Annotated in this window: 27 protein-coding genes and 1 pseudogene; 6 read left to right on the forward strand and 22 right to left on the reverse strand. The window is 65.8% G+C overall.

Annotated elements, in window-relative coordinates:
• Nucleotides 1-146 precede the first annotated feature (146 nt).
• Nucleotides 147-470, forward strand: a pseudogene (locus tag OIN59_RS25370) (diacylglycerol/lipid kinase family protein); the annotation flags it as partial.
• Nucleotides 471-559: 89 nt separating this feature from the next.
• On the opposite strand, the gene OIN59_RS25375 reads toward OIN59_RS25370, so the two are convergent.
• The gene (locus OIN59_RS25375; protein WP_407655110.1) at nt 560-1,084 is read right to left on the reverse strand and encodes a DUF2694 family protein; all 525 of its coding nucleotides are present in this window, start codon (nt 1,082-1,084) and stop codon (nt 560-562) included.
• A gap of 197 nt (nt 1,085-1,281) precedes the next feature.
• On the opposite strand from OIN59_RS25375, the gene OIN59_RS16095 reads away from it, so the two are divergent.
• On the forward strand, nt 1,282-2,070 hold the full coding sequence (locus OIN59_RS16095; protein ID WP_274112086.1) for a metallophosphoesterase family protein: 789 nt from the start codon (nt 1,282-1,284) through the stop codon (nt 2,068-2,070).
• A gap of 300 nt (nt 2,071-2,370) precedes the next feature.
• Nucleotides 2,371-3,453 (forward strand): adenylate/guanylate cyclase domain-containing protein, encoded by a 1,083-nt coding sequence (locus OIN59_RS16100; protein ID WP_274112087.1) that lies wholly within the window; start codon nt 2,371-2,373, stop codon nt 3,451-3,453.
• Between the two features lie 21 nt (nt 3,454-3,474).
• Here OIN59_RS16100 and OIN59_RS16105 read toward each other — a convergent pair whose 3' ends face one another.
• Nucleotides 3,475-4,221, reverse strand: a complete 747-nt coding sequence (locus tag OIN59_RS16105; RefSeq protein WP_274112088.1) for a haloacid dehalogenase type II — start codon at nt 4,219-4,221, stop codon at nt 3,475-3,477.
• 174 nt (nt 4,222-4,395) lie between these two features.
• On the opposite strand from OIN59_RS16105, the gene alaC reads away from it, so the two are divergent.
• On the forward strand, nt 4,396-5,622 hold the full coding sequence (gene alaC, locus OIN59_RS16110) for an alanine transaminase (RefSeq protein ID WP_274112089.1): 1,227 nt from the start codon (nt 4,396-4,398) through the stop codon (nt 5,620-5,622).
• A 161-nt stretch (nt 5,623-5,783) separates the two neighbouring features.
• Nucleotides 5,784-6,161 (forward strand): DUF4288 domain-containing protein, encoded by a 378-nt coding sequence (locus OIN59_RS16115; RefSeq protein WP_274112090.1) that lies wholly within the window; start codon nt 5,784-5,786, stop codon nt 6,159-6,161.
• 49 nt (nt 6,162-6,210) lie between these two features.
• Here OIN59_RS16115 and OIN59_RS16120 read toward each other — a convergent pair whose 3' ends face one another.
• The 13 genes from OIN59_RS16120 to OIN59_RS16180 form a co-directional block, all read right to left on the reverse strand.
• Complete coding sequence (locus tag OIN59_RS16120) at nt 6,211-6,405, reverse strand: hypothetical protein (protein ID WP_274112091.1); 195 nt, start codon at nt 6,403-6,405, stop codon at nt 6,211-6,213.
• 48 nt (nt 6,406-6,453) lie between these two features.
• Complete coding sequence (locus tag OIN59_RS16125; protein WP_274112092.1) at nt 6,454-7,290, reverse strand: urease accessory protein UreD; 837 nt, start codon at nt 7,288-7,290, stop codon at nt 6,454-6,456.
• Between the two features lie 92 nt (nt 7,291-7,382).
• Nucleotides 7,383-8,780, reverse strand: coding sequence for an FAD-binding oxidoreductase (locus OIN59_RS16130; protein ID WP_274112093.1), 1,398 nt, complete (start codon nt 8,778-8,780; stop codon nt 7,383-7,385).
• A 104-nt stretch (nt 8,781-8,884) separates the two neighbouring features.
• Nucleotides 8,885-9,670, reverse strand: coding sequence for an ABC transporter permease (locus OIN59_RS16135; protein WP_274112186.1), 786 nt, complete (start codon nt 9,668-9,670; stop codon nt 8,885-8,887).
• Between the two features lie 134 nt (nt 9,671-9,804).
• Nucleotides 9,805-10,647 carry an ABC transporter ATP-binding protein gene (locus OIN59_RS16140; RefSeq protein ID WP_274112094.1) on the reverse strand — a complete coding sequence of 281 codons (843 nt, stop codon included), beginning with the start codon at nt 10,645-10,647 and terminating at the stop codon, nt 9,805-9,807.
• Nucleotides 10,648-10,718: 71 nt separating this feature from the next.
• Nucleotides 10,719-11,723, reverse strand: coding sequence for an ABC transporter substrate-binding protein (locus OIN59_RS16145; RefSeq protein ID WP_274112095.1), 1,005 nt, complete (start codon nt 11,721-11,723; stop codon nt 10,719-10,721).
• 106 nt (nt 11,724-11,829) lie between these two features.
• Nucleotides 11,830-12,693, reverse strand: coding sequence for a creatininase family protein (locus tag OIN59_RS16150; protein WP_274112096.1), 864 nt, complete (start codon nt 12,691-12,693; stop codon nt 11,830-11,832).
• Nucleotides 12,694-12,723: 30 nt separating this feature from the next.
• Complete coding sequence (locus tag OIN59_RS16155; protein ID WP_137746665.1) at nt 12,724-13,188, reverse strand: RidA family protein; 465 nt, start codon at nt 13,186-13,188, stop codon at nt 12,724-12,726.
• Nucleotides 13,185-14,504: an amidohydrolase family protein gene (locus tag OIN59_RS16160; RefSeq protein ID WP_274112097.1), complete on the reverse strand. Its 1,320-nt coding sequence runs from the start codon at nt 14,502-14,504 to the stop codon at nt 13,185-13,187. Before OIN59_RS16160 ends, OIN59_RS16155 begins: the two co-directional genes overlap by 4 nt.
• A 10-nt stretch (nt 14,505-14,514) precedes the next feature.
• Nucleotides 14,515-15,102 carry an NAD(P)H-dependent oxidoreductase gene (locus OIN59_RS16165; protein ID WP_044398955.1) on the reverse strand — a complete coding sequence of 196 codons (588 nt, stop codon included), beginning with the start codon at nt 15,100-15,102 and terminating at the stop codon, nt 14,515-14,517.
• A gap of 29 nt (nt 15,103-15,131) precedes the next feature.
• On the reverse strand, nt 15,132-15,434 hold the full coding sequence (locus OIN59_RS16170) for a 2Fe-2S iron-sulfur cluster-binding protein (protein WP_274112098.1): 303 nt from the start codon (nt 15,432-15,434) through the stop codon (nt 15,132-15,134).
• 179 nt (nt 15,435-15,613) lie between these two features.
• Entirely contained in the window at nt 15,614-16,270 is a 657-nt protein-coding gene (locus OIN59_RS16175) for a TetR/AcrR family transcriptional regulator (RefSeq protein ID WP_274112187.1), read from the reverse strand.
• Between the two features lie 66 nt (nt 16,271-16,336).
• Nucleotides 16,337-16,852 (reverse strand): nucleoside deaminase, encoded by a 516-nt coding sequence (locus tag OIN59_RS16180; protein ID WP_407655111.1) that lies wholly within the window; start codon nt 16,850-16,852, stop codon nt 16,337-16,339.
• A 448-nt stretch (nt 16,853-17,300) separates the two neighbouring features.
• On the opposite strand from OIN59_RS16180, the gene OIN59_RS16185 reads away from it, so the two are divergent.
• Nucleotides 17,301-18,296: an isopenicillin N synthase family dioxygenase gene (locus tag OIN59_RS16185; RefSeq protein ID WP_274112100.1), complete on the forward strand. Its 996-nt coding sequence runs from the start codon at nt 17,301-17,303 to the stop codon at nt 18,294-18,296.
• A 94-nt stretch (nt 18,297-18,390) separates the two neighbouring features.
• Here OIN59_RS16185 and OIN59_RS16190 read toward each other — a convergent pair whose 3' ends face one another.
• The 7 genes from OIN59_RS16190 to ltnD all read right to left on the reverse strand — a co-directional run bounded on the left by OIN59_RS16190 (nt 18,391) and on the right by ltnD (nt 24,953).
• Complete coding sequence (locus OIN59_RS16190; RefSeq protein ID WP_274112101.1) at nt 18,391-18,807, reverse strand: VOC family protein; 417 nt, start codon at nt 18,805-18,807, stop codon at nt 18,391-18,393.
• Nucleotides 18,804-19,811, reverse strand: a complete 1,008-nt coding sequence (locus OIN59_RS16195; protein ID WP_274112102.1) for an isopenicillin N synthase family dioxygenase — start codon at nt 19,809-19,811, stop codon at nt 18,804-18,806. Before OIN59_RS16195 ends, OIN59_RS16190 begins: the two co-directional genes overlap by 4 nt.
• 13 nt (nt 19,812-19,824) lie before the next feature.
• Nucleotides 19,825-20,853 (reverse strand): ABC transporter substrate-binding protein, encoded by a 1,029-nt coding sequence (locus OIN59_RS16200; RefSeq protein WP_274112103.1) that lies wholly within the window; start codon nt 20,851-20,853, stop codon nt 19,825-19,827.
• 365 nt (nt 20,854-21,218) lie between these two features.
• Nucleotides 21,219-22,016, reverse strand: coding sequence for a 2-oxo-tetronate isomerase (gene otnI, locus OIN59_RS16205; RefSeq protein ID WP_274112104.1), 798 nt, complete (start codon nt 22,014-22,016; stop codon nt 21,219-21,221).
• A 44-nt stretch (nt 22,017-22,060) separates the two neighbouring features.
• Nucleotides 22,061-22,750, reverse strand: coding sequence for a class II aldolase/adducin family protein (locus OIN59_RS16210; protein ID WP_274112188.1), 690 nt, complete (start codon nt 22,748-22,750; stop codon nt 22,061-22,063).
• Between the two features lie 17 nt (nt 22,751-22,767).
• Nucleotides 22,768-24,045, reverse strand: a complete 1,278-nt coding sequence (gene otnK / locus OIN59_RS16215; protein ID WP_274112105.1) for a 3-oxo-tetronate kinase — start codon at nt 24,043-24,045, stop codon at nt 22,768-22,770.
• Nucleotides 24,042-24,953 (reverse strand): L-threonate dehydrogenase, encoded by a 912-nt coding sequence (gene ltnD / locus OIN59_RS16220; RefSeq protein WP_274112106.1) that lies wholly within the window; start codon nt 24,951-24,953, stop codon nt 24,042-24,044. Before ltnD ends, otnK begins: the two co-directional genes overlap by 4 nt.
• Between the last annotated feature and the right edge of the window lie 8 nt (nt 24,954-24,961).

Here is a 24,961-nt window from a genome sequence, read left to right on the forward strand (position 1 = left end):
GCGCGGCGGACGACCGCTTGTCACCATGGAGTGCCCTGCAGTCCGTACGGGCTTGCCGGTGGTGGTGTGGGTCCGTGGGCCTACTCGGCCGCTGCGATTTGTTCTGCGCACTGTGGGGTTGCTCTTGTTTGTTGCAGAGTTTTTGCATGACACCTTCGGAACACACCCTACCTCCACAGCCCCGTGGCCCTATCCATCTGGTGGTGCCCCGGCGGCCAGGTGCTGACCTGGACCTGCTGCGCGCCAAGCTGGAGGGTGTGCCGGCCCTGCAGGCGCACGACGTGGTCTGGCACGTGCCTGACCGGCGCGCCGACATCGTGCAGCTGGCCGAGCACGCTGCCCAGGCCGCGCAGGACGATGGCGGACTGGTGGTGGCAGCCGGGGGCGACGGCACCATCAACGCGGTGGCGTCGGCCGCGTTGCGCGCGGGGGTGCCGCTGGGGGTGGTGCCCATGGGCACGTTCAACTACTTCAGCCGCGAACACGGCTTGGCGCTGGACCCCGAGACCGCCGTGCAAGACCTGCTGCGGGCGCTGCATGCGGGCGACCTGCGGCCGGTTCAGGTGGGGTTTGTGAACCGCCGCATGTTTGTCGTCAACGCCAGCGTGGGCCTGTATCCCAAGATGCTGGCCGACCGCGAGATGGCCTCACGCCGCTTTGGCCGCAAGCGCTGGGTGGCCATAGCGGCTGCGGTGTGGAGCCTGTTTCGCCCCGCATCGGGCCGCCGCTGGCGGGTGGTGATGAAGACGCACCAGGGCGCCGAGGCGCGGCAGGAAGAGCATCTGGTTACCACCCTGTTTGTGGGCAATAACCCTTTGCAGCTGGACCGCATGGGCCTGCCGCAAGCGCAGAAGGTGGCCGATGGCGGGCATCTTGCCGTGGTCATGCTCAAGCCACAGGGCCGCTGGGCCATCGCCCGCACCGTGTGGAACGCGGCCACCGGCCAGTTGCACAAAGACAATGCGGTGGTCAGCATGGCGTGTTCTGAGCTGACCGTGGCGCCCGCCAGCTGGCGGCCCCCGCAGGTCAAGGTGGCGTTTGACGGCGAGCGTGAATGGATGGTACCGCCCCTGCATTTCCGCATCAGCGCGCGGCCACTGTGGCTGGTGGCCCCCAGCCCGTTGGAACGTGACGGTGCAGCGCAGACCCCACCACCAGAAGAGATCGCTTTCGCAGCCTCCGCAACCGACACGCCTGCGCCCGGCACTACCCCCGCCCCCGGCTTGCTGCCTGCATGATGGGGCTCCCCTTGCGCCTGCCCACTGCCTGCGACCACCTGCCATGACTGTTCTGATGCACCTGTCGGACTTGCACTTCGGTGCGCACGACCCGTTGGTGTGCGCTGCTGTGCAGCGGCTGGCGCAACGCCTGGGGGTGGCAATGGTGGTGGTGTCGGGCGACCTCACGCAGCGCGCCACGGCGCAGCAGTTTGAACAGGCCGCGCGGTTTGTGCAGGGCCTGCATGCGCGCAGCACCCTGGTGCTGGCGGGCAACCACGACCTGCCCCTGTTTGCGTGGTGGATGCGCTGGGGCCGTTCGTATGAAAGGTTCTCCGAACAGTTCGGCATGGACCAGGAGCCCGTGCGGCAGATGGGCGCGTTCTACGTGGTGGGGGTGAACACCACGCGCCCCTGGCGGCACGAGCGCGGCAGCCTGTCGTCTGCGCAGATCGAGCATGTGGCCCTGTTGCTGGCACGTGCGCCCCCCGGCGCCTGGCGCGTTGTGGCCAGCCACCACCCCCTGGTGGCACGCGATGCCGGGGACCGCGACCACCGCCCCCACCGCGCAGACGAAGCCGTGGAGCGCTGGCGCATTGCCGGTGCGCAGATGCTGCTGTCCGGCCATGTGCACCAGCCACGCCTGTTGCAACCCCTGCCGGGGCTGTGGGCCAGCAGCGCGGGCACGGCGGTGTCGCACCGCCTGCGGCACGGCAGCCCCAACAGCCTGGTGGTGCTCAGCACCGAGGCCTCTGGCGCTGCGCCAGACGGCCGGGCGCGAATGGCGGCACGGTGGGACTATGACAGCGCGGTGGGGGAGTTTGTGTGTGTGGACCGGGTAGCTGCCGGATGACGCCGGTAAGTAGTCTTTTTTGCTATCGTATAAATAGCATTTAACGCATGTGGATGTAGCGCTTGCGACCAAAAAGGCTTGATTTTTGTATCGGGCAGCCCTGTGGCCACTCGCCCTCGCCTTGGGTGGCAGAGGTCGGTCGGGCGAGCGCTCCGCAGTCCGCACTGTGGTGCGGTTTGGTCTGGGGTGTTTTCACCGGTTGACCAGTCGCTGGGCGACGCCTATTCTGGGCGGCAAAGGGCAGGCGTTGCCCTCGTCCCCACACACCCAAGCACCGGCCGCCCCACGTCCCAGACATCCATGCACAAAGAATTCCATCACGATGCCGTGCGCCGCCTGCAGGCGTTGATCGAACGCGAAACGGGCAAGCCCCTCAGCGAGGCGGCGCAGGCCGAAATGGCGGACATCCTGCATGGCATGGAAAACCCCGAAGGTGCTGCTGCCGACGGCCTGGCCGTGGCGCCGCGCGAGGTCACCATCCTGCTGGCCGACCTGCGCGGCTTCACCGCACTGTCGGGCTCGCAACCCGCGTCGGTGGTCATCGCCGCGCTCAACCGCTGCCTGGCCCGGTTGTCCGAGGTGGTGTTCAAGTACCAGGGCACCATCGACAAGTTCATGGGCGACTCGATCATGGTGCTGTTTGGCGCACCCGTTGCGCGCGACGACGATGTGGACCGCGCGTTGCTCTGCGCCGTGGAGATGCAGATCGCCATGCGCGAGCTGAACCTTGCCCACCTGACTGAGCGCCTGCCCGAGGTGTTTCTGGGCATCGGCGTGAACACAGGCACCGTGATGGCCGGGCGTTTTGGCTCTGATGTGTATTCCGAATACACGGTGATCGGCGAGGCCGTCAACCTGGCCTCACGCATCGAGGCGCTGAGCTTGCGGGGCCAGGTGCTCATCAGCGACTCCACGTACCAGCGCTGCTGGGGCCTGGTGTCGGCGTCCGCACCCATGCAGGTGTTCGTTAAGGGCCGCACGCAGCCCGTCAGCCTGCGCGAGCTGATCGCCATCCCGTCGCACAAGCTCAAGGTGCCCCGCCAGGAGTTCCGCCGAAGCCACCGTGTGGATGCACGCCTGCCCTGCCTGTGCCAGCGCATGCAGGACAAGATCGTGGTGCCCCACATCGTGCACGGCGCCATCCGAGACATTGGCTACCACGGCCTGCTGGTCGAGCTGATCGAGCCGCTGGAACCCCACAGCGAGATCAAGCTGGAGTTTGAGCTGCCGCTGGTGGACTACCGCGTGGCCGACGTGTACGCGCGCGTTGTCACCCTCAAGCAGGAGGGCGACGAGTGGGTGGCCGGGCTGGAGTTCACCTCCATCAGCGCCGAATGCCGCTCCAAGGTGCAGATGTTTGTGCAGTTGCTGGTGGCGCACTGACGCGGCTGTGCCCCGGGGTGATCAACACCCCAGCATGCTGGCGAGATCGTTCAGGTCCGTGGCATGCAGGTCATTGCCCGGCTGCGGCGACACATCCTTGGGCTGTGCCGCGCCAAATTCGTGCGGACGTTCGATGTACGCCGTGCGCAGGCCACAGCCCCGCGCAGCAGCCAGGTCGTCGTGGTGCGCTGCCACCAGCGCCACCTGCTGCGGTGGCAGGTCAAACACCCGCGCCACACCCAGGTAGGTGTCGGGGTGCGGCTTGTAGGCCTTGAACACCTCGGCGCTCAGCACACAGTCCCAGGGCAACCCGGCGCGCTTGGCCATGTCGGTCAGCAGGCCGATGTTGCCGTTCGATAGCGTGGTGAGGGTGTAGCGCCGCTTGAGCCGGGTCAGGCCCTCCACACTGTCACCCCAGGCGTCCAGCCGGTGCCACACGCGGTTGAGGTGGTGGCGCTCAGCCTCACCCAGGTGCGCCAGGCCAAAGCGCGGCAGAATCGCGTCCAGGATCTGCCGGTGCAGGGCATCGATCAGCGTCCAGCCCTGCTCACCGCGCATCACCCGCGCCATGGCGGGCTGGTAGCCCGAGCGCCACGCCAGTGCAAACGCATCGGCATCTACCTGGGGATAGAGTGCCCGCACCTCGCGCGCAATGCTGCCGTGCCAGTCCACCACGGTGCCAAAGATGTCGAAGGCCAGCACCTGCACCTGGGCAAAGGGATGGTCGCCAGGCAGGGCAGTGGGGCTGGTGGATGGGAAGGTGTTCATGCGCCCATCGTAGAAGGGATGGCGAGCCCTCGTCCTCACTGCGGCATTGCCGCCACACTGCGCACAAAGGGCTGGAGCGTTGCCCGCAGCTTGCGCTACATTGGCAGCGGGCCAGCCTTTCTGCCGGCCACGTCGCTCGGACGGTTCCGGGCGCTTACGTGAAAGTCACACCGCATGTCTGCATCGCAGGGCAAGCGCCGTTTTGCGCGCATCGATCGCCTCCCTCCCTACGTCTTCAACATCACGGCCGAGCTGAAACTCGCCGCCCGCCGCCGGGGCGAAGACATCATCGACATGAGCATGGGCAACCCCGACGGGGCCACACCACCGCACATCGTCGCCAAGCTCACTGAAGTGGCCCAGCGGCCCGACACCCACGGCTACAGCGCCAGCAAAGGCATCCCGCGCCTGCGCCGTGCCATCAGCCACTGGTACAAAGACCGGTACGCGGTGGACATCAACCCCGACACCGAGGCCATCGTCACCATCGGCTCCAAGGAGGGCCTGGCCCACCTGATGCTGGCCACGCTGGATAGGGGCGACACCGTGCTGGTGCCCGACCCGAGCTACCCCATCCACATCTACGGCGCGGTGATTGCCGGTGCCGACATCCGCAGCGTGCCTGTGGCGCCCGATGTGGACTTTTTTGCCGAGCTGGAAAAGGCCATCCGAGGCAGCTACCCCAAGCCCAAGATGATGATCTTTGGCTTCCCCAGCAACCCCACCGCGCAGTGCGTGGAGCTGTCGTTCTTCGAGCGCGTGATCGCCCTGGCCAAAAAGCACGACATCCTGGTGGTGCACGACTTGGCGTACGCCGACATCGTGTACGACGGCTACCGCGCCCCCAGCATCATGGAAGTGCCCGGCGCCAAGGACGTGGCGGTGGAGTTTTTCACCCTGAGCAAAAGCTACAACATGGCCGGCTGGCGCGTGGGCTTCATGGTGGGCAACCCCGACCTGGTGGCTGCGCTCGCCCGCATCAAGAGCTACCACGACTACGGCACCTTCACCCCCCTGCAGGTCGCGGCCATCGCCGCGCTGGAGGGCGACCAGCAGTGCGTGAAAGACATCGCCGCCCAGTACCAGCGCCGCCGTGACGTGCTCTACAAGGGACTCACCGAAGCGGGCTGGGCGGTGGACTGCCCCAAGGCCAGCATGTACATCTGGGCCCGCATCCCCGAGCCATATCGCACGCTGGGCTCGCTGGAGTTTGCGCGGCAGTTGCTGGACAAGGCCAAGGTGTGTGTGTCGCCGGGCATCGGCTTTGGCGACCAGGGGGACGAGTACGTGCGGTTTGCGCTGATCGAGAACGAGGCTCGGATTCGGCAGGCGGTACGGGGGATTCGCGCAATGTTCAAGGCGGATGGGTTGTTGAAAGTGCCTGCGGTGGCGCCGGTGTGAGCTAGCGAGGACTGCCGGTTTTAGGATCACACTACACACTGACTCCGAGTGGTTGGCCTTTAAAAGGCCACCGTTCGGTGTCAGAAAAAACCGCCGCAGAGCATTTCAATTGAACGGCTGGTGCTCTATTTGGTCCGGGCCACATGCATGAGAATTCTTCAATGGCATACGACAAGAATATTTCACCTGTGGGCTGGTATGTGGTTTCCTACCTGCTGCGCTTCGTGGAGTTGAATGACGACAGGAAAGACGATGATGAAGCTCGATTTCTGTCTTGGGAAAACACCGTTCTTGTACGCGCGTCGAGCCTCGATGAAGCCCATCAAAAGGGCCTATCGGTTGCTCGCGAGAACTCGAAACCCTACAAGGGTGGGCCTGACGGTGTGCCTGTTCAATGGAAGTTGGTAGGTATCACTGATGTCCTGCCTATCTACGAAGAGCTCGGAGATGGGGCGGAAATCATGTGGACTGAGCGTGCCCCTCGAAAGCTCAAAAATCTCAAACAGATGGTCAGGCAAAAGGGGGCTTTTCGGCAGTAGATGTCAACCTCGGCGCGGAGGCTGGAAATCATCGGCTGTCGAAATCAATCTAGCTCGCCCTGGGGATGCTTTCCCAAACCAGCCCTGCGCCAAAACTGAATATCACCAGCAACACGCCATACCACCCGGTGAACCAACTGAGTGCATTGGCCAAAAAGATGGCTGCAATCAGCGCGAGAAGCACCGAGATCCCGATCCGCCAGTGGAGTGCCAACGTCGCGATGAATTCAATAAGGGCGTCCATAGAGCCTTTCAATAATGGCCACAAGGGGGCAGTCTCACGATGCCCACCCTACATTACCCAAATCCTCGGCGCCTCTCCCGCCAACCCCCACAGCGCCTCCCGCCAAGCCACCCGCACGGCCTTGAGCAGCTTCATCGCAGGCTCCACCTGCGGCGCCAGCACGCGCACGATCACCATGCGGTCGTTGGGGCTGGTGGCACCTGCCGTTGCTTTGACCTGGGGGTGGGCGTCCATCACCGCGCGGGCAGCATCCAGCGCGGCGTCGCGGCGCGTGCGGTCCAGCGGGGTGCCTGCGGCAAAGAACATGCTGGCCATGCAGCGGTGGCCTGCCAGGCCCAGCGGGCTGCTCAGCAGACGGTCATCGGCGGCATCAATCACGCCGCGTTCCAGCCACAGGTCGGGCACTTCCAGGTGCTGGGTGAAGCGGCCTTGTTCAAACGGCTGGCCCGCGTGCGGCAGGCCCAGTGCCGTCACGTCCCAGGCGATGCATTCGGCGCCGGGGGCGAGGTTCAGCGTGAGGTGGTTTTCAGCATGGCAGGCGCTGTAGCACAGGGCCTCCAGCGGCAGCCATTCCAGGCGCGCGCCTTCGGCTAGGGTGAGGTGGCTGCGTTGCAGCGCCAGCGGGCCGGTGGACCGGTAAAAGCGTGTGGCGCCGGGTGTGGTGACCAGCCCGTGGGCGCCGGGGCCTACGGTGGTGGTGATGTCCAGCGTGTCGCCGCCCACCAGGCCGCCAGGCGGGTGCACCAGCACGTTGTGGCAGATGGCGTCGCCCTCGGGGTACAGGCTTTGCAGAATGCGCAGCGGCCCGTTGTGCTCATAGCGGGCCACGGTGCGGGCGTTGTGTTCTGCCGTGTAGTCGAGCTGCAGGCGGGCGTGCCAGGGCATGGGTTCAGTGTTTTGCTACTAAATGAGTAGCTGATTATGCCCTGCAGACAAGCGGTAGAAGCCTGTTGGGCATCAGGCTGCCACGGTTTGGCCTACGCTGTTTGGCGTACGGGCGCTGCCGCAGGTGTCGATGGGTCGGCCGCATACCAGCTGCGCAGCTTGCCGGGGTTGAGCAGGCCCTGCGGGTCAAAGCGGCGCTTCATGCCCACTACGGCCGGGTCCAGATTGTTCTGCTTGCCGTCTTCCACGATGTACACGTGTGGGTTGTTGATCTGCACGCCGTGGTCACGGTAGATCTGCATGATCTGGTTCAGGCGCTCTTCGGTGGTGTAGCGGATGATCTGCAAGCCGCTGCAGTTGAAGGCGCCTTCCTTGGTGCGCAAAAACTCCAGGTGCATCATCACCTCGCCCTTCAGCGCGGCCTCCAGTGCGCGCACTTGCTTGAGCCGGTGCATGGGGTTGAAGCCGCTCTGGATATAGGTCAGGCCCTTGTCCACCTTCAGCGCGTGCAGGGTGGTGTGGTTCCAGGTGTATTCGAGCAGGGTCTTGTGGCTGCTGGCCACTTCGTCAGCCGTCTTGCGGTAGGTGACCTGGCCACCGTGCTGAGCCACCATGTCGCGCATGCCGTCTTCGGAGTGCGGGGCCACCAGCAGCAGCACCGCATGCTGGTCGGCGGGCAGGTGCTCGGCCAGGCTGGTGAAGTATTGCGGGATGGGCGCGGCCACAAAACACACCTCTTTTTTCTCCAGGCCGGGGGCGCTGCCAAAGCGGTCGGCAAACTCCAGCGCGGCGTCGAACTGCGCAAAGGTGGCGATGCATTCGGTCCACTCCACAGCGGGGGTCAGGGCTACTTCCAGCTCCAGCACGATGCCGTTGGTGCCGTAGGTGTGGTGCAGCAGCATGGCCTCGGGGCCGCGCAGTTCGATGATCTGCGGCTCGGGCTCCACCGTCATCGCGCGCACGGCCAGTACGTTGCCGGGCGCGGCCAGTGGCCCGTGGTTGATGGAACCCGCGCCCCCAAAGCCGCCGCCGAACAGCCCGCCCAGTGTGGCGCTGCGGTAGGTGCTGGGCAGCCAGCGCAGCTCTTGCCCGTGGGGCTTGGCCTGCGCATCAAAGTCCGCCAGCCGGATGCCCGACTGCGCACGACCCACGCCGCCGCGCACCCAGCCAAAGGCGTTGTAGCCCGACAGGTCCAGGATCACGCCGCCGTGCAGCGGTGTGCTCTGGCCGTAGTTGCCGGTGCCGCTGCCGCGCACGGTGAGGGGGATGCCCGCGCTGGCGCAGGCGGCCACCACCTGGCGGATTTCTGCTTCGGTGCGCGGGCGCACGGCGATGTCGCCGCGCTTGCCAGCCAGGTCGCGCTTGAGCACGGGGCTGAACCAGGCAAAGTCCTGCGACAGGCGGCCCACGCGCAGGGTGTCGGCGATCCAGTCCAGGTCGGGCAGCAGGTCGGGCAGTTGTTGAGCGGTAGTGGCGTTGGCGTTGTTCATGTCGTTATCTCCTAGGGGCCGATGAAGGCCGTTTTGGGGCGAAAGGGGGGCCTGCACCGCGCAACCTGAAGGTTGTGCGCGGTGTGGTGTCAAAAGTGTGGAGTTCAGTCCTGTGAGTTCTCGGATGCGTGCCAGCCGCCAAGGGCCACACGCGTGAGCCACGCCATCAGCACGAACAGCGCCATACCCGTCAGCGAGATCAGCAGCAGCGCAGCAAACATGCGCGGGATGTTGAGCTGAAAGCCCGCTTGCAAAATTTGGTACGCCAGCCCCGCACCCTGGCCGCCGGTGCCCGCCACAAACTCGGCCACCACAGCACCGATGAGCGCGAGGCCACTGGAGATGCGCAGCCCGCCAAAGAAGTAGGGCAGTGCGCTGGGTATGCGCAGGCGCAGCAGGGTCTGCAGCCGCGTGGCGCGGTTGAGCTGGAAGTAGCTTTGCAGATCGGGCTCCACACTGCGCAGGCCCAGCGTGGTGTTGCTGATGATGGGGAACAGGGCGACCAGTGCGGCGCAGATCACCATGGAGGCGGTTGGGTCCTTCACCCAGATGATGATGAGTGGCGCCACGGCCACGATGGGCGTGACCTGCAGCAGCACGGCGTAGGGGAACAGCGCGGTCTCGATGCGTTTGCTCTGCACGAACAGGAACGAGATCAGCACGCCTGCCACGGTGGCCACCACAAAGGCCAGCACCGTGATCTTGACGGTGACCCAGAGCGAGCCGCCCAGCGCGGCCCAGTCGGTGAACAGCGTCTTCATCATCAGGATGGGCGAGGGCACCAGATAGGGCGGCAGCTCCATGGCCGTGACCAGGCCCTGCCACAGCGCTATCAGCACCAGGCCAACGAGCACGGGGTACACCACGCGCTGCACGCGGGGCTGGGCCATTAGCGGCGGGCGCTTGGGTGTGGCCTTAGTGGCGGGTTTGGCCGCAACTGCTTGCGCTGGCGCCGAGCGTGGGGAGGCTGTGGGGCTGGAGGTAGCCACCGGCGCAGTCATGGGTGTGGAAGGGAAAGGGGTGCTCATGCCACGGTCTCCTCGGTGTCCACGCTGGCGCGCAGCAGGCTGTCTTGCAGCAGCTTGGCGTAGCGGCTGAATTCGGGCGACACCATGAAGTCGGCCGTGCGGGGGTAAGGGGCGTCGATGCGGAACTCTTCGACCACGCGGCCAGGGCGCGCGGCCATCATGACCACGCGGCTGGAGAGGAACACGGCCTCGTGGATCGAGTGCGTCACAAAAATCACGGTGAGCTTCTTCTTGCGCCACAGATCCAGCAGGTCGGCATCGAGCTTGTGGCGCGTGATTTCATCCAGTGCGCCAAAGGGCTCGTCCATCAGCAGCAGGTCGGGCTGGGTGACCAGGCCGCGCGCAATCGACACGCGCATCTGCATGCCGCCCGACAGCGCCCGGGGCAGCGCGTTGGCAAATTTCGACAACCCCACCAGTGCCAGTGCCTCGGTCACGCGGGCATCGGCCTCAGCACGCGGCACGCCCGCCAGGTCCAGCGGCAGGCGCACATTGGTCTGCACACTGGCCCAGGGCATGAGCGTGGGCGACTGGAAAACAAACGCCATCTTCTTGCCGCTCTCTTCCAGTTGCGCCACGGGCTTGCGCCACAGGTGCAGGCGGCCATCGGTGGGCTCCAGCAGGCCCGCCACCATTTTCAGCAGCGTGCTCTTGCCGCAGCCCGAGGGGCCGAGCAGGGTGACGAATTCGCCTTCCTCAATGGTCAGGTCTACGGGCAGCAGGGCCTGGGTGCCATTGGGGTAGGTTTTTTCGGCAGAGAGCACCTCCACGGCGGGCGTGGAATAGGCGGCCGGTGTGGGGGCTTGCACCAGCGGGGGGGAATCAGCGGGGGATGTCATGGTCGCCTTTCGATGGATGCGGCCGGGCGGGCAAGGGGGCGCACCGGCCGCTGTTTCAGGGCTGTCAGGGCTCAGGGCAGAACCTTGAGGTCTTTGACGAACGACGTGGTGTAGGTCTCGGCCAGCTTCACCTTGGAGGGGTCAATGAGCTTGGCGTCCACCAGGAAGTCGTAGCTGGCCTTGGCGCGCGCGTCGGTCATGATGCCGATGCCCATGGTGGCTGCGTCGCCACCCGTGGCCATGCCCATTTCCTTGAGCTTGGCCACGCTGTAGGCCAGTTGCTCGTCGGTCATGTTGGGGTTGTCCTTCTTGATGAGCGCGTTGGCGGGGGCTGGGTCGGCCAGGTAGCTCTTCCAGCCTTCCATCGACGCTTTTACGAACGAGGCCACGGCGGCGCTGCGGTCCTTCACCGTCTTTTCCATGCACGAGATGGTGGTGGCGTAGGCGGGGTAGCCCTGGTCGCTGAACATCAGCGTGTTGGCCTTGACGCCCGCCTTGGCAATCGCAAACGGCTCGGACGTCAGGTAGCCCTGCTGGGCGGCGTTCTTGTCGGCCACGAAGGGCTGGATGTTGAAGGTGTAGGGGCGCGTCTGCGAGTCGGTGAAGCCGTACTTGGCCTTGAGCCAGGGCCAGTAGCCGCGCTGGGCCGACGAGGCGATCAGGATGGTCTTGCCCTTGAGGTCTTCGAACTTCTTTACGTCCTCGTGCGCGATGAGCACCTGCGGGTCTTTTTGGAAGACGGCCGCCACGTTGACCACGGGCACGCCGCCTTCACGCATCTGGATCATCTGCAGGTCGCTCGACCCCATCACGCATTCGGCCTGGCCTGCGGCCATCATTTGCACGATGTTGACCTGCGGGCCACCCATCTTGATGGTTACGTCGAGCCCATACTTTTTGTACAGGCCCGTGGCCACCGCCTGGTAGAAGCCGCCATGCTCGGCCTGCGCGTACCAGTTGGTCATGTACGTGAACTTCTCTTGCGCCTGGGCAGTGCCCGACAGGGTGCCCAAGGCACCAACAGCGAGCAGTGCTGCTGCACCAAGTTTGGAAAGGCGGGTGGCGGTCTTCATCATGGTTGTGCTCCGGTAGGGTGGTGGAGGTGGAACGAAGGGGCAACGAGGGGAAAACGAAAAGAGAAACTGGGGGGACTACGGGGGGCCGTGGCTGCATTCGCAGGTTTCAGGCCAGTGCGGACGAGTGCTCCACGTGGCCGGTGTGGTTGGCGCGGCCCCAGGTGGGCTCGGGGCGTGCGGCCCACTGCAGGTGGTGCAGCTCGGTGATCGCAGCGGCCCAGCTCACGGCCAGCGAATCGAGGATGGCGTGGCCCTGCTCGGCGGTGGCGGGCAGCGGGTCGCCAATGATTCCGCTGGGGCCAAAGTCGCGTGCGCTCCAGGCGCAGGCGGGGCGGCCGTCGGGCGAGAGAAGGGGCGAGTCAAAAACGGGTGGGTAGTTGACCACCGCGCGCTCCATGTGCACGGTGTCGGGGGCCAGCGCCAGCATCAAGGCGGTCTCGGCGTGGCCCGCGTGCATGGCCAGTTTCTTTTCGGTGTCGGACAGGTACTTGCCCGCCACATGCGGCACACGCCAGGTGAAGCTGGGCACCACGATGAAGTCGCCATGGCGCAGGCGCAGTTCGCGCGCGCACATCTCCATCACCTGCGGCTGGCCGCCGTGGCCGTTGACGAACAGCAGCTTGCGAAAGCCTGCGCGGTAGACCGACTCGCCCACCTCGTTCATGGTGGCCAGCAGGGTCTCGCCGCTCAGCGTGACGGTGCCAGGGAAGTGCAGGTGCTCTTCGGACTTGCCGTAGGTAATGGGGGCCATCGCAAACGCGGGCACATCGGCGGGAAGGCGGGCCAGCGCATGGCCCACCACGCCCGCGCTGATGACTGTGTCCACCGCGCAGGGCAGGTGCGGGCCGTGCTGCTCGGTGGCGCCGGTGGGCAGCACGATGACGGTGTTTTCCTTGTCTGGCAGGTCGGCGATCTCGGTCCAGCTCAGGTAGGGCAGGTAGCGGTGGGGCGGGTTGTAGCCGTGCAGCATGGGAGACTTTCGTGAAGTGTTGGGGGTGGATCAGCGCTGGGGCAGATACGCGGTCGCTTCGACCTCGATCAGGATGTCGGGCGTGGGCAACATGCCGCTCACTTCCACCACGGTGGACGCGGGTGGCTCGCCGGGGAAGAACAGCTTGCGCACGCGGCTGTACTGCGGGAAGTGGTCCAGGTTCTTGAAGTACTGCACCAGCTTGAACACGTCGGACATCTGGCCGCCTGCGGCCTCGATGGTCTGGCGGATGCGGTCCAGCACATACCAGCTCTGCGCGAGGATGGGGCCCTCCTTGATGTCACTGCTGAACTCGCCCGTGCGGCCAATCAGCGTGGCGGCCTCGTCAGGGATGTCGGCATAGCCGCGAACGATGCGGCTGGCGGCAGGGTCTACGGCGATGATCCCGCTCAGGTAGATGAAGTCGCCTGCACGGCGCCAGGCGGCGTAGCGGGCCAGAGGCTGGGCGATTCCAGGCGCAGATGTTGGGCTCATGCGAGGCTCCTTGCGGATTGGGTTGTCGGCACATGCCAGGCGGCGGGCGCATGGCCGCTGGCGACGCGGCCTTGGCGCAGCACCACGCGGCCCTGCGCGCCTTGTGTGCGGGATGGAAAGCCCCAGTGGTCGGCCTGTGTGAAGACCAGCAGGTCAGCCACGGCGCCGGGCTGCAGGGGCAGCGCGGCGGGACCGGTGCGCAGCCAGTCGGTGCGGCACAGCGATTCGCTCCATTGGTCGAACGGCGCATCGAGCTGCGCGGCCAGCACGCCCGTGGCGAGGGCTTCCAGCGGGTCGAAGCTGCCCACGGGGCAGAAAGGGTCTTGCACGTTGTCGCTGGCCACCAGCACCGGAATACCGCGTGCGCGGGCTTCCTTCACCAGCGTGAGGCCACGCTGGCGTGGCGTGCGGCCGGTGGTGGCGTCTTGCAGCAGTAGGTTGGTAATGGGCAGCGTGACCAGGGTGATGGGGCTTTGCGCCACAGCGTCCAGCGTGGCGAGGGCGGTGGCCTCGTCTTGCGCCGCCAGCGCGCAGGTGTGGCCACAGACCACATGGCCTTCGAAACGCAGCTCCTTGAGCAGTGCGGCGGTGGTCGCCAAGCCCTGGGCACCGGGGTGTAGTTCTTCGTCCACATGCAGGTCCACGTTCATGCCGTGGTGTTGTGCGGCTTCGAACAGGTGGCGCAGGGCCTGCGCGTCCCAATTGGTGGAATGCACGAAGCCGCCCAACAGCGCGCCGGGCCCGCTGGCTGCCACCGTGGCGGCCAGCCGCATAGCGATGCTGCGGTCGGCGTACAGGTGCAATGGGATCAGGCTCACGCGCTCCAGCGTGATGCGGTCGGCCCAATCATGGGCCAGTGCACGCTGCACGTTCCAGGCCAGCGGCTGGGCGTCGGGCTCCCACCAGTCGCAGTGGGTGCGCAGGTGCACGGTGCCTGCGTCGTAGGCCCATTGCAGCGCGCGGCTGGCGCGGGCATGGATGTCGGCTTCGGTCCAGCCTTGGCGGTCCACCATCATGGCGTCGATGGCGCCCAGCAGGCCGGGTTTGACCACCCCCATGCGCGGCAGGGTGAATGCCTTGTCCAGGTGCGTGTGCGCATCAACCAGACCGGGCAGCACCAGCGCGCCCGCCACGTCCCACACCGCGCCCTGTGGCACAGGCGATGTGCCGTGGGGCAGCACCCGCACGATGCGGCCCTGGGCCAGGTGCAGGTCGGCCAGTGCGGGCTGATGGCCCTGTTGCGGCCATGCGGCGGGCAGCAGCCAGCGCGGCAAACGGGCGCGCAGGATGTGGTCGGGAGTGTTGGATGCGTGCATGCCGTGGCCCTTACGCAAAGCGCGCCATGGCCTGGCCCACGCGGGCCTTGAAGGCCGCCAGGCGGGGCGGTGTGGCCACGTTCATGTGGTAGTAGGCGTGGTAATCCACCCGTGCCTTGCCGCCCGTGAGCAAGCGCATGTAGCGGGTGATGGACTTGCGCGGCGGGTCGCCCATAAAGAGTGCCGTCCAGCGTGGGCGGCCGTAGGTCACCACAGCCGAGATGCGCTTGATGTGCGTGAGCGAGGGCTTGACGTTGTGCGGGTCGCTGATGTCAAAGGCCACGCCGGGCATGAGCACGCGGTCGAAAAAGCCCTTGAGCATGGCAGGCATGCCAAAGCACCAGGTGGGAAAACAGAACACCACGGCCTCGGCCCAGAGCAGCCGGTCCACATAGCCCTGCACGGGCAACTGGTTGCTGGGAACCTCGTGGTAGCCCAGGCGCTCCTCGCGTGTCATCACGGGGTTGAAGCCCTCGGCGTACAGGTCGCAGTCGTCCACCTCATGGCCCGCGCCGCGCAGCTGTTGCACCACCTCGGTGTGCAGAGCGGCGTTGTAACTGGTTTCTACCGGGTGGCAATAGATCACGAGGATGCGCATGGCGGGTGTCCTTCGGTTGGGGGATGGGCCTAGAGGTCCAGCGTGAGCGTGGCGCTGTGGCTGCGCGCGCAGCACACGGCGACGTGCGTGGCTTGTTCGTCGGCACTTAGGCAGCTGTCGCGGTGGTCGGGCTCGCCGTCCAGCCAGCGGGTCATGCAGGTGCCGCACACGCCCTGTTCGCACAGGGTCTCCAGGGCCACACCGGCGAGCTGCAGCACGTCGGCCATGCTCTCGCCGGGGGCAACGGGCAGGCGTATCTGGCTGCGCTGCAGGATCAGCTCGAACGGTTGTTCTGTGCTGGCGACGCTGGCTGTTTCAGGGGCTGTCTGCATTGTTTGACCATGTGATTTGATCGATTGGTCAAACTATTGCAAAGGCTGTGCCAGCCACAAAAATCGGTAAAACGTCTTTGTGATGGATCAATGCTGCTTATTGGCGCCGCGTGCTGGTGCAAAGCGCCCGGGATGGGCGCCTCGGCACCGGGGGACTGCCCAAAAATGGGCAGGGGGCCTTAGTCTGGTGCGAGGCCGCAGCCCAGCAGCACAAAGCTGGTGAGTTCGCGCACGATGGGCTCGCGGTCGATGGGCTCGTCGGGCGCCAGGCCCAGCATGATGTGCACTTGCACGCCGTAGTCGGCGTAGTGCTGTGTCATGCCCCAAATCTGCATGAGCAGCAGCGTGGGGTTGACGGCGCGCATGCGGCCTTCGGCAATCCAGCGGTTGATCAGGTCCGCCTTCTGCTGGGTGGACTTGACGGCCACGGGCCAGTATTTGCCCAGGTTGCGCCCGCCGCCCAGCACCTCGGTAGTGAAGATGCGCGACAGGCCCGGGTTGTCGAGCGCGTAGTCGAGCTTCTTGCGCACGTAGCTGCTCAGCACCTTCTTGGGGTCGTCGCTGTTGTTGTCGAAAATGAAAGCACCCGACCAGCCGTTGAGCACCGAATACAGCAGCTCTTCATACAACTCTTCCTTGCTGCTGATGTAGTAGTGCAGCTGCGGCTTGGTCAGGCCCGCGCGCTCGGCAATGGCTTTGGTGGATGCCCCCTTGAAGCCATGGCGGCTGAACTCGGCAATGGCCGCTTCGCGGATGGCGCCCAGGATGCGTTCGCGGCCCTGTTTGGCGCGGCTGAGCAGCGCGCCGGAGGCGGCTTCGGCTTCGGATTCGGTCATGGCGGTGGTGCGAGGCATGGTGGGTTGCAGGGTGTGCGCCGCAGATTCTGCCCGCGCAGGAATGGTTCAGACTTTCCAGAACCCGATGTGGGGCGCACTGGCTTCTTCGACCAGCGCAGGGCCGATGCATTCGATGGTGTGGGGCGATGCGGCAAACACGTCGCGGCACGACAGCTCGGCATCGCGCTGCTCGGCGCGTTCGCCCCGAAACACGCGCAGGCGTTCGGCATCAATGCCAAACACCACGCGCCCAATGCCCGACCAGAAGATGGCGCCCGCACACATCACGCAGGGCTCGGCCGACGAATACAGCGTGGCCTTGGCCAGGGTGTCGCGGCCCACGCGCGGGCTGAGCTGGCGCACGGCATTGGTCTCGGCGTGGCCGGTGCAGTCGCCGGTCTCGGTGGTGTTGCAGTAGGCCTCGGCCAGCAGGTGGCCTTCGGCGCTGATGACCACCGCACCAAATGGGCGGTTGCCGCGCGCGCGGGCAGTGCACGACCACGCGATGGCCTGGCGCAGGTAGGTGCCGTCGGTGTCGTTGACGGTTGTGGGGTCGTCAAAACTGGCGGGGGGTGCAGACATGAGCGCGTGCATGGTGTGTCTCCGTCGAGGGTGTGGTGGGGTGCTTCGTCGTTGTGCAACGCCGGGCTGTCTGCAAGCCCGCCGTTGTGGTGGGCTGTGCTATGCATTTGGCATGCCAATCACAATCAGTGACATGTATGCATGCCTTTTGACGCGCTGTGCACAAGCCTCTGACTCCGTGGGAGCACACACGCAAGGCGCTGTGGGCATTCTTCTTGCATCGCCATTGGCAAGAGTAGAAGCGTTCACTGCGTTGCCCCCTATGCAATCTTGCACGAGGCGATGCCAGTCGGAAATTGCTCTTGAAGCCCGCTGTACGCACAGCGGTGTGCGCTTGCACACCGTGCTTCAAGGGTTGAACGGACGGCCGCTGCAGGCGGTGCCCCCCACTCTTGAAGCACCCAGCGGGAGGGCCTTTCTTCCTTCCACTTGTCTTCAGGAGAACTGCATGACCACCACTGCCACCTACGACCTCGCCGAGCTGCAAAAAGAAACGCGCATGGGCGCGATGGGCTCGGAAACCGCGAGCCGCGAGATCCGCCGCATCGACCTCAGCCACTTTGCGCAGCGCAAGACCGAGATTGCCGAACAGCTGTGGGACGCTGCTGTCGATGTCGGCTTCTTCCAGATCGTGAACCATGGCATTGACCTGGCCGAGGTGCGCAACGCCTTTGCGATGACCGAACGCTTCTTTGCGCTGCCCGACGCCGTGAAGGCGCAATACCCGCTCAAGAAGGCGCTCAACGTGGGCTGGGAAAGCCGCGCACAGGTGCGCCCCTCCACCGGCACGCCAGACCAGAAGGAGTCGTACCAGATCACCCGCCCGCACATGGCAGGCCTGTGGCCTACCGACGAAGAGCTGGCGGGCTTCCAGGCCACCATGCTCGCCTTTGAGGGCCAGTGCTGGCAGGTAGCGATGCAGGTGCTGTCGTGTTTTGCGTGGAAGTTGGGGTTTGACGAAGCCTTCTTTGCCCGTGCGCACGACCCCGCGCAGGCCAGCTACCAAAGCACCTTGCGCCTGCTGCATTACTTTGCGACCCCGCCCGAGCAGCAAGCGAGCCTGGGCCTGTGGCGCGCCGGGGCGCATACCGACTTTGATTGTCTGACCCTGCTCTTTCAGCGCCAGGGCCAGGGCGGCTTGCAGGTGTGCCCAGGCAAGGAGATGGACACCCAGGCCTGGACCTCGGTGGAACCCGACGAGCAGGCCATCACCTGCAACATCGGCGACATGCTGATGCGCTGGAGCGACGACCAGCTGCCCAGCAACTTCCACCGCGTGAAGAACCCGCTGCCGGGTGAGTACATGGGGCCGCGCTACAGCATCGCCTTCTTTGCCCAGGCCAACCGCGACGCCATCATCGAAGGGCCCGGCAAGAAGTACCCGGCGATTGCCGCGGGCGACTACCTGAACCAGCGGGTGGCGGCCAACTTCAAGGCTTATTGACGCGTGACTTGGGAGGCAGGGGTGGGCGCTTGTCCGCCCCGGCGATGCCTGGGTGGGCGGCTGCCGTCGATGGCCCGGCCGGGCAGGGGCAGGCTCAAGCGGCGTGGCGCGGTACACCCACGGCGCTTATCCGGAATACGTTGTCCTCCGGGTCGGCCAGCACCGCCTGCCATTGGCCGTAGTAGGTGGCGTAGGGTGGTTTGATGATCTTCCCGCCCAGGGCGGTCACCTTCACACTCGCCGTCTCCACCGCATCCGGCGTGTCCAGCATGAAGGTGGCGTAGCCCGTCACGCTGCGCGGTGGTGGTAACGCCGCGTCGGGTTGCCGGTCGGCCAGGCCCAGCAGGGCATAGGCCTCGGGCGCGTTGAAGCCAAGCTGGAAGTGCTCTGTCTCCACTGCACGGTAGATGGCCGAGCGCGTGCCGGGCGCCTCGGGCAACTGCAGCAAGGCTTGGTAAAACTGCAGTTGTGCATCGATGTCCTGGCACAGCAGGTTGAACCAGAGCTTCATGCCATCACCGTCGCGCTGGCCGGGGTGGTGGATGTGGTGGTCTGACCCAGGCCGTAGGTCTTGCGGTACATGGCCTGCAAGTGCTCGCCCACGGTGCAGGGTGCAAAGCGCGGCGACTCACCCGCAGGCACACAGGTGGGGACGGGGACCACCTGGGCCTCGTAGTCGGGCGTGTAGAAGAACGGAATGGAGTGGCGGGGTACGCCGCCACTGTGCACATTGCGCACGCGGTGCGGGTTGGACCGGTACAGCCCATTGGTCCAGCGCGGGATCATGTCGCCCAGGTTCACCACCAGCGCGCCTTCGATGGGTGTGGCGGCCACCCAGTCGCCAGTGGGCAGCTTCACCTCCAGCCCGCCATGGTGGTCCTGGGCCAGCAGGGTGATGGCGCCCCAGTCTGTGTGTTCGCCCGCGCCAAAGGTGAGCGCATCGGCGCTTTCGGGGTGGGGTGGGTAGCGCAGCAGCCGCAGCGTGAGCATGGGGCTTTGGTGTGTGTGGTCGAAGTAGTCCTCGGGCAGGTCGAGGGACAGTGCCAGCAGCTGCATCAGCCGCAGGGCCAGCTGCCGCATGGCGGCGATGTAGGTGCGGCTCTGGGTGGCCAGCTCGGGCAACCCCTCAGGCCACTGGTTGCTGCCGTAGGAGTGGTAGCCGCGCTGCACATACGGATGGTCTGCCGCGTAGTCCAGCCCGCAGTAAAAGCTTTCCTTGAGGTCCGGGCGCGCATTCGCGTCCAGTGTCTGCCCGCCCAGGCTTTCGTAGCCCCGCATGACGGGCGAGTGGTGCAGCGAAATGGCTTCCTTGGATGCCAGCGGCAGGTCGAAGAACTGCTGCATCAATGCAAACTGGCGCGCAATGACATCCTGCGGCACGCCGTGGTGGCGCACGTAGAAGAACCCTGCGCCCATGCAGGCCTGGCGCAATTGGGCTGTCACAGCGGTCACCGCCGGGGAGTGTGGTGCGCCGGACTGCAGCGCTCCGCTGAGGTCGATGAGGGGGATGCCCATGGCGAGCCTCTGGTCAGGCCTTGAGCTTGCGGTCGGCGGCCGTGGGCAGAAAGCGGTCGGTCCAGATGTCGGCCACCGCCAGGCTGCTCTTGAGGCCAAAGGCCGCCACTGTTTCGTCGATGGTGGCCTGTAGGCGCGCAGGTGTGGCAGCGCCCCAGCCGTTGGCGCGTGTCTCGGCGGTTTTCATCGTGCCGTCCACGATGAGCTGCAGGCGCTCGAATTCGATCTCTTCATGGGCCAGGGGCTCGCGGGCCTTGATGGCAGCAGCGCCGGCGCGCGGGTCGGCAATCGCATCGACCCAGCCGCGTGTGGTGGCTTTGACGAAGGCCTTCATGGCGTCCGGGTTGTCCTGCATGCTCTTGGCGTTGGCGATCAGCCCATTGCCATACGACTTGAGGCCATAGTCCGAAAAGCGGAACACCGTGATCTGATCAGGTGTCAGGCCCCGCGCCTTCAGGTTGAGCAGACCGGTGAAGAAGAAGTAAGCCGCCGCGTCGAAGTCGCCTTTGACGAAGCGTGTGTCCCCGATGTCGGGGGCCACGTTCTCCCACTTCACGCCGGTGCCATCAAAGCCCTGTGCCTTGGCAAAGGCAGGGAACAGCTTGCGCGAGGCGTTGAAGGGCTGGCCCAGGATGGTCTTGCCCGCCAGGTCGGAGGGCTTCTTGATGGCGCCGTCCTTGCGCACCATGACCGAGTTGGGGTTCAGGTCGTACTGGATGGCGACCGCTGCCAGCTTGGCCTGCGGATTGGCGGTGTTGAACTCGATCATGGTCGAGAGGTCGGCCGATGCCACGTCATAGGCACCACCCGCCACCAGGCTGATGGCAGAGGCGGAACCGTTGCCGGTGTCGATGGCTACATCGAGCCCCGCGTCCTTGTAGTAGCCGCGCTGCTGCGCCAGCAAAAAGCCCGCGCCCGAGGCCTCGACCTTCCAGCCCAGGTTGAACTTGAACTTTTGCAGATTGCCCTGGGCGCGCACAAACGGTGTGGCAGACAGCAGGGCGGCGGCGCCAGTGGCGCGGATGAGGGAACGGCGTTGCATGGTGGGGCACTCCTGGTCGTTGGCGGGGTAACCACGGCGGAGTGAAAAGCCAGGCTTCACACCCCTCCGAACGGGGTGCATGCAATCAACCGACAGGGCGCTGGGGCTGCGAGGTGGGGGCTCCGGCCTCCTGAAGACGCACAGTCCTGCGCGCCCGTGGTGGCGTCAGTCCATTGCATGCTTCAAGAGCAATTTCCGGGCGGTGGCCGCTGAACGCTTCTACTCTTGGCGTCTGCGTATTTGCAGGATCTGTGCCATGCGATCCCATCGCGTGAGCTGTGCCCAAATGCCCCCGCGTGCCACGCCATGGTGCGCGCTGCACCAGCGTCAGGCGTGCAGCGGCAACTGTGGTGCGGGGTAGGTCTTTACAGCCAGGGCTTGAGCCAGCCCAGCCCGTCGCTGGTGGCGTGGGCGGCGGCTCCGCGCGCGGGGCGGTATTCGCAGCCAATCCAGCCGTCGTAGCCCAGGCTGTCCAGCAGCTTGAACAGATAGGTGTAGTTGATCTCGCCCACATCGGGTTCGTGGCGCTCGGGCACACCGGCAATCTGGAAGTGGCTGACGTTGTCTGTGGGCAGGTACTGGCGCACCTTCATGGCCAGGTCGCCTTCCACGATCTGGCAGTGGTACAGGTCCATCTGCACCTTCACATTGGCGGCGCCAATCTCGGCGATCAGCGCATGGGCCTGGTCCTGGCGGCTCAAGAAGAAGCCGGGCATGTCGCGGCCATTGATGGGCTCCAGCAGGATCTGGATGCCATGGGGCGCGGCCTGCTCGGCGGCGTAGCGCACGTTGGCGATGTAGGTGGCGCGCACGGTGGCTGCGTCGGCCCCCTGGGGCACCAGCCCGGCCATCACGTGGATGCGGGGGCATTGCAGGGCCTGGGCGTATTCGATGGCTTTGGCAATGCCTTCGCGGAATTCAGCCTCACGTCCCGGCAGGCAGGCCAGCCCGCGTTCGCCCGCGTCCCAGTTGCCGGGCGGGGCGTTGAACAGCACCTGCTGCAGGCCGTTGGCTTGCAGGCGTGTGGCCAGTTCTTGCGCAGAGTAGGCGTAGGGAAAGAGGTACTCCACCGCCTTGAAGCCATCGCGGGCAGCGGCGGCAAAACGGTCGAGAAAGTCCACGTCGTTGTAGAGCATGGACAGGTTGGCGGCGAAACGGGGCATGGGATTCTTTCTGTCTGTGGGCAAAGCCGCAGCGTTTGCAGGCTTCACCACTGCGCGCCAAAAGTCTGGCGCAGTTCTTCGATCTGGGGCTCGGTCAGCGGCGTGGGGCGGGGCTGGCACAGCAGCCACAGGCGGGCAGTCTCTTCCAGCTCCTCCAGCACCGCCATCGCTGCGGCAGGCGTGTCGTGCCACACGTTGGGCCCCAGGCGTGCCAGCATCACGGCGCGCACAGGGCTGCCCTGTGCGGCATAGCGGGTGATGGTCTGCGCCACCAGCGCTGCCGCCGTGGCATCACCGGGGCGGTGGTAAGGGATGTGCGGCACGCGGCCCACCTTCATCACAAAGTAGGGCGTGATGGGGGGCAGCAGTTGCGCATCGGGCGCCAGCTGGCCACCTGCAGCGGTGTCGGCTTGCAGCGAGCAGGCCACCAGGTGCGTGCTGTGCGTGTGGATCACGCAGCGTGCTGGGGCTGCTGTCGATGCCGAGGCCTCGTAAATCTGCCGGTGCAGTGCAATGGTCTTGCTGGCCCGGTCGCCCGCCACCTGCTGGCCTTGGGCGTCCAGGCGCGCCAGTCGCTCGGGCTGCAGTGTGCCCAGGCAGGCATCGGTGGGGGTGATCAGGTAGCCATCGGCCAGGCGCACGCTGATGTTGCCAGCGGTGGCATGCACATAGCCCCGCTCAAACAGGCTGCTGCCCACGCGGCAGATCTCGTCGCGGGCTTGGGGCTCATCCATGAAGGCGGGGGTAGAGGTCATGCCAACAATTGTGCAAAAGCCTTGGTGAAGAAGTCGGTGCTACCGAAATTGCCCGACTTCAGCGTGATGTGCAACCCGTCCTTCGCGTCGGGGGCCACAGCATGGCACCACGGCACCCCGGGGTCGATCTGGGCGCCGATGCGCATTTGCGTGATGCCCAGGGCCTGCACGCAGGCGCCCGAGGTTTCGCCACCCGCCACGATGAGCTGGCGCACACCACGCTGCACCAGGCCGCGTGCAATGGCGGCAATGGTCTCTTCCACCATGGCACCGGCCTTCTCGGAACCCAGCTTGCCTTGAATGGCGCGCACGGCCGAGGGTTCGGCGGTGGAATACACCAGCACCGGGCCGTTGCCAATGTGGCCTTCGGCCCAGGCCAACGCTTCGGCGGCCACGTCCACGCCTGCAGCGATGCGCAGCGGGTCGATGGCCAGGGCGGGCTTGCCGGCCTTGATGAAATCCATCACTTGCTGGTTGGTCGCCACCGAGCAGCTGCCCGACACGATGGCCTGCAGCCCTTGTGCAGCGGGCAGGCGGGCGGCCTCGTTGCTGGGCGCCACGCCAAAGTTGCCCGGCAGGCCAATGGCCACGCCCGAACCCGCTGTGACCAGCGGCATGCCCTTGAGGGCAGGGCCCAGGCGCAGCAGGTCGGCGTTCGACACCGCATCCACCACAGCCATGCGCACGCCCTCGGCCTTCAGTTGGTCGATGCGTGCGCGGATGGCGGCCTCGCCCTGTGCGACCACGCTGTGGTCGATCAGGCCCACGCGGCTGGGCGTTTGCGCCTGCAGCACGCGCACCAGGTTGGGGTCCGTCATGGGCGTGAGCGGGTGGTTTTGCATGCCGCTCTCGTTCAGCAGCACATCGCCCACAAACAGGTAGCCCTTGAACACGGTGCGCTTGTTGTCGGGGAACGCGGGCGTGGCGATGGTGAAGCCGGTGCCCAGGGCCTGCATCAGCGCATCGGTCACGGGGCCGATGTTGCCGTCGGCCGTGCTGTCAAAGGTGGAGCAGTATTTGAAGTAGATCTGCTCGGCACCTTGCGCCTGCAGCCACTGCAGCGCCTCAAGCGACTGGGTGATGGCTTCGTCCTTGGGAATGGTGCGCGACTTGAGCGCGACCACGATGGCATCGGCCTCGGTATCCAACGGCGCCGTGGGCACGCCCATGGCTTGCACCACGCGCATGCCTGCGCGCACCAGGTTGTTGGCCAGGTCGGTCGCGCCGGTGAAGTCGTCGGCAATGCAGCCCAGCATGGCACGTGCGCGTGTCATGCCTTGTCCTTCCCTTCGGGCAAGGTAATGCCCGGGAAGATTTTGATCACGGCGCTGTCATCTTCCTTGGCAAAGCCTGCGGTGGATGCCTGCATGAACATCTGGTGCGCGGTAGCCGCCAGCGGCAGGGGGAATTTGCTGGCGCGGGCGGTGTCCAGCACCAGGCCCAGGTCCTTCACGAAGATATCGACGGCCGACAGCGGCGTGTAGTCGCCCGCCAGCACATGGGCCATGCGGTTTTCAAACATCCAGCTGTTGCCCGCGCTGTTCGTGATCACTTCATACAAGGCGCTGGCTTCCACGCCTTCGCGCAGGCCCAGGGCCATGGCTTCGGCGGCCACGGCAATGTGCACACCGGCCAGCAGCTGGTTGATGATCTTGACCTTGCTGCCCGCGCCCGCCTTGTCGCCCAGGCGGTACACCTTGCCGGCCATGCCGTCGAGCACGGCGTTGGCTGCGGCATAGGCCTCGGGTTTCGCCGAGGTCATCATGGTCATCTGGCCCGATGCGGCCTTGGCGGCGCCGCCGGAGATGGGCGCGTCCACATAGTGCAGGCCCAGGGCGTTCAGGCGCGCTTCCAGCGCCACCGACCAGTTGGGGTCTACGGTGGAGCACATCACAAAGGTGCTGCCGGGCCGCATGGTGCTGGCCGCGCCGCCTTTGCCGTCGTCGCCAAACAGCACGCTCTCGGTCTGCGCGGCGTTGACCACCACCGACACCACCACATCACTCACTGCCGCCAATGCAGCGGTGGTGGCGTGGGCCGTGCCGCCGTCGGCCACAAAGGCATCGGCCACGCCGGGGCGCACGTCGCACACGTGAATGGTGAAGCCGTTGTTGCGCAGGGTCTTGGCAATGCCAGCGCCCATGGCGCCCAGGCCGATGATGCCGACGGTGGGTTTTGTCATGTTGTCAG

It is taken from the genome of Acidovorax benzenivorans (assembly GCF_028680575.1).
In the GTDB taxonomy this organism is placed as follows: domain Bacteria; phylum Pseudomonadota; class Gammaproteobacteria; order Burkholderiales; family Burkholderiaceae_C; genus Acidovorax; species Acidovorax benzenivorans.

What these genes read in the sequence shown, in the direction of transcription:
- OIN59_RS25375 (WP_407655110.1), bottom strand. Translation starts at nt 1,084, where the DNA reads ATGCGGAAATGCAGGGGCGGTACCATCCATTCACGCTCGCCGTCAAAC.
- OIN59_RS16095 (WP_274112086.1), top strand. Translation starts at nt 1,282, where the DNA reads ATGACTGTTCTGATGCACCTGTCGGACTTGCACTTCGGTGCGCACGAC.
- OIN59_RS16100 (WP_274112087.1), top strand. Translation starts at nt 2,371, where the DNA reads ATGCACAAAGAATTCCATCACGATGCCGTGCGCCGCCTGCAGGCGTTG.
- OIN59_RS16105 (WP_274112088.1), bottom strand. Translation starts at nt 4,221, where the DNA reads ATGAACACCTTCCCATCCACCAGCCCCACTGCCCTGCCTGGCGACCAT.
- alaC (WP_274112089.1), top strand. Translation starts at nt 4,396, where the DNA reads ATGTCTGCATCGCAGGGCAAGCGCCGTTTTGCGCGCATCGATCGCCTC.
- OIN59_RS16115 (WP_274112090.1), top strand. Translation starts at nt 5,784, where the DNA reads ATGGCATACGACAAGAATATTTCACCTGTGGGCTGGTATGTGGTTTCC.
- OIN59_RS16120 (WP_274112091.1), bottom strand. Translation starts at nt 6,405, where the DNA reads ATGGACGCCCTTATTGAATTCATCGCGACGTTGGCACTCCACTGGCGG.
- OIN59_RS16125 (WP_274112092.1), bottom strand. Translation starts at nt 7,290, where the DNA reads ATGCCCTGGCACGCCCGCCTGCAGCTCGACTACACGGCAGAACACAAC.
- OIN59_RS16130 (WP_274112093.1), bottom strand. Translation starts at nt 8,780, where the DNA reads ATGAACAACGCCAACGCCACTACCGCTCAACAACTGCCCGACCTGCTG.
- OIN59_RS16135 (WP_274112186.1), bottom strand. Translation starts at nt 9,670, where the DNA reads ATGGCCCAGCCCCGCGTGCAGCGCGTGGTGTACCCCGTGCTCGTTGGC.
- OIN59_RS16140 (WP_274112094.1), bottom strand. Translation starts at nt 10,647, where the DNA reads ATGACATCCCCCGCTGATTCCCCCCCGCTGGTGCAAGCCCCCACACCG.
- OIN59_RS16145 (WP_274112095.1), bottom strand. Translation starts at nt 11,723, where the DNA reads ATGATGAAGACCGCCACCCGCCTTTCCAAACTTGGTGCAGCAGCACTG.
- OIN59_RS16150 (WP_274112096.1), bottom strand. Translation starts at nt 12,693, where the DNA reads ATGCTGCACGGCTACAACCCGCCCCACCGCTACCTGCCCTACCTGAGC.
- OIN59_RS16155 (WP_137746665.1), bottom strand. Translation starts at nt 13,188, where the DNA reads ATGAGCCCAACATCTGCGCCTGGAATCGCCCAGCCTCTGGCCCGCTAC.
- OIN59_RS16160 (WP_274112097.1), bottom strand. Translation starts at nt 14,504, where the DNA reads ATGCACGCATCCAACACTCCCGACCACATCCTGCGCGCCCGTTTGCCG.
- OIN59_RS16165 (WP_044398955.1), bottom strand. Translation starts at nt 15,102, where the DNA reads ATGCGCATCCTCGTGATCTATTGCCACCCGGTAGAAACCAGTTACAAC.
- OIN59_RS16170 (WP_274112098.1), bottom strand. Translation starts at nt 15,434, where the DNA reads ATGCAGACAGCCCCTGAAACAGCCAGCGTCGCCAGCACAGAACAACCG.
- OIN59_RS16175 (WP_274112187.1), bottom strand. Translation starts at nt 16,270, where the DNA reads ATGACCGAATCCGAAGCCGAAGCCGCCTCCGGCGCGCTGCTCAGCCGC.
- OIN59_RS16180 (WP_407655111.1), bottom strand. Translation starts at nt 16,852, where the DNA reads ATGTCTGCACCCCCCGCCAGTTTTGACGACCCCACAACCGTCAACGAC.
- OIN59_RS16185 (WP_274112100.1), top strand. Translation starts at nt 17,301, where the DNA reads ATGACCACCACTGCCACCTACGACCTCGCCGAGCTGCAAAAAGAAACG.
- OIN59_RS16190 (WP_274112101.1), bottom strand. Translation starts at nt 18,807, where the DNA reads ATGAAGCTCTGGTTCAACCTGCTGTGCCAGGACATCGATGCACAACTG.
- OIN59_RS16195 (WP_274112102.1), bottom strand. Translation starts at nt 19,811, where the DNA reads ATGGGCATCCCCCTCATCGACCTCAGCGGAGCGCTGCAGTCCGGCGCA.
- OIN59_RS16200 (WP_274112103.1), bottom strand. Translation starts at nt 20,853, where the DNA reads ATGCAACGCCGTTCCCTCATCCGCGCCACTGGCGCCGCCGCCCTGCTG.
- otnI (WP_274112104.1), bottom strand. Translation starts at nt 22,016, where the DNA reads ATGCCCCGTTTCGCCGCCAACCTGTCCATGCTCTACAACGACGTGGAC.
- OIN59_RS16210 (WP_274112188.1), bottom strand. Translation starts at nt 22,750, where the DNA reads ATGGATGAGCCCCAAGCCCGCGACGAGATCTGCCGCGTGGGCAGCAGC.
- otnK (WP_274112105.1), bottom strand. Translation starts at nt 24,045, where the DNA reads ATGACACGCGCACGTGCCATGCTGGGCTGCATTGCCGACGACTTCACC.
- ltnD (WP_274112106.1), bottom strand. Translation starts at nt 24,953, where the DNA reads ATGACAAAACCCACCGTCGGCATCATCGGCCTGGGCGCCATGGGCGCT.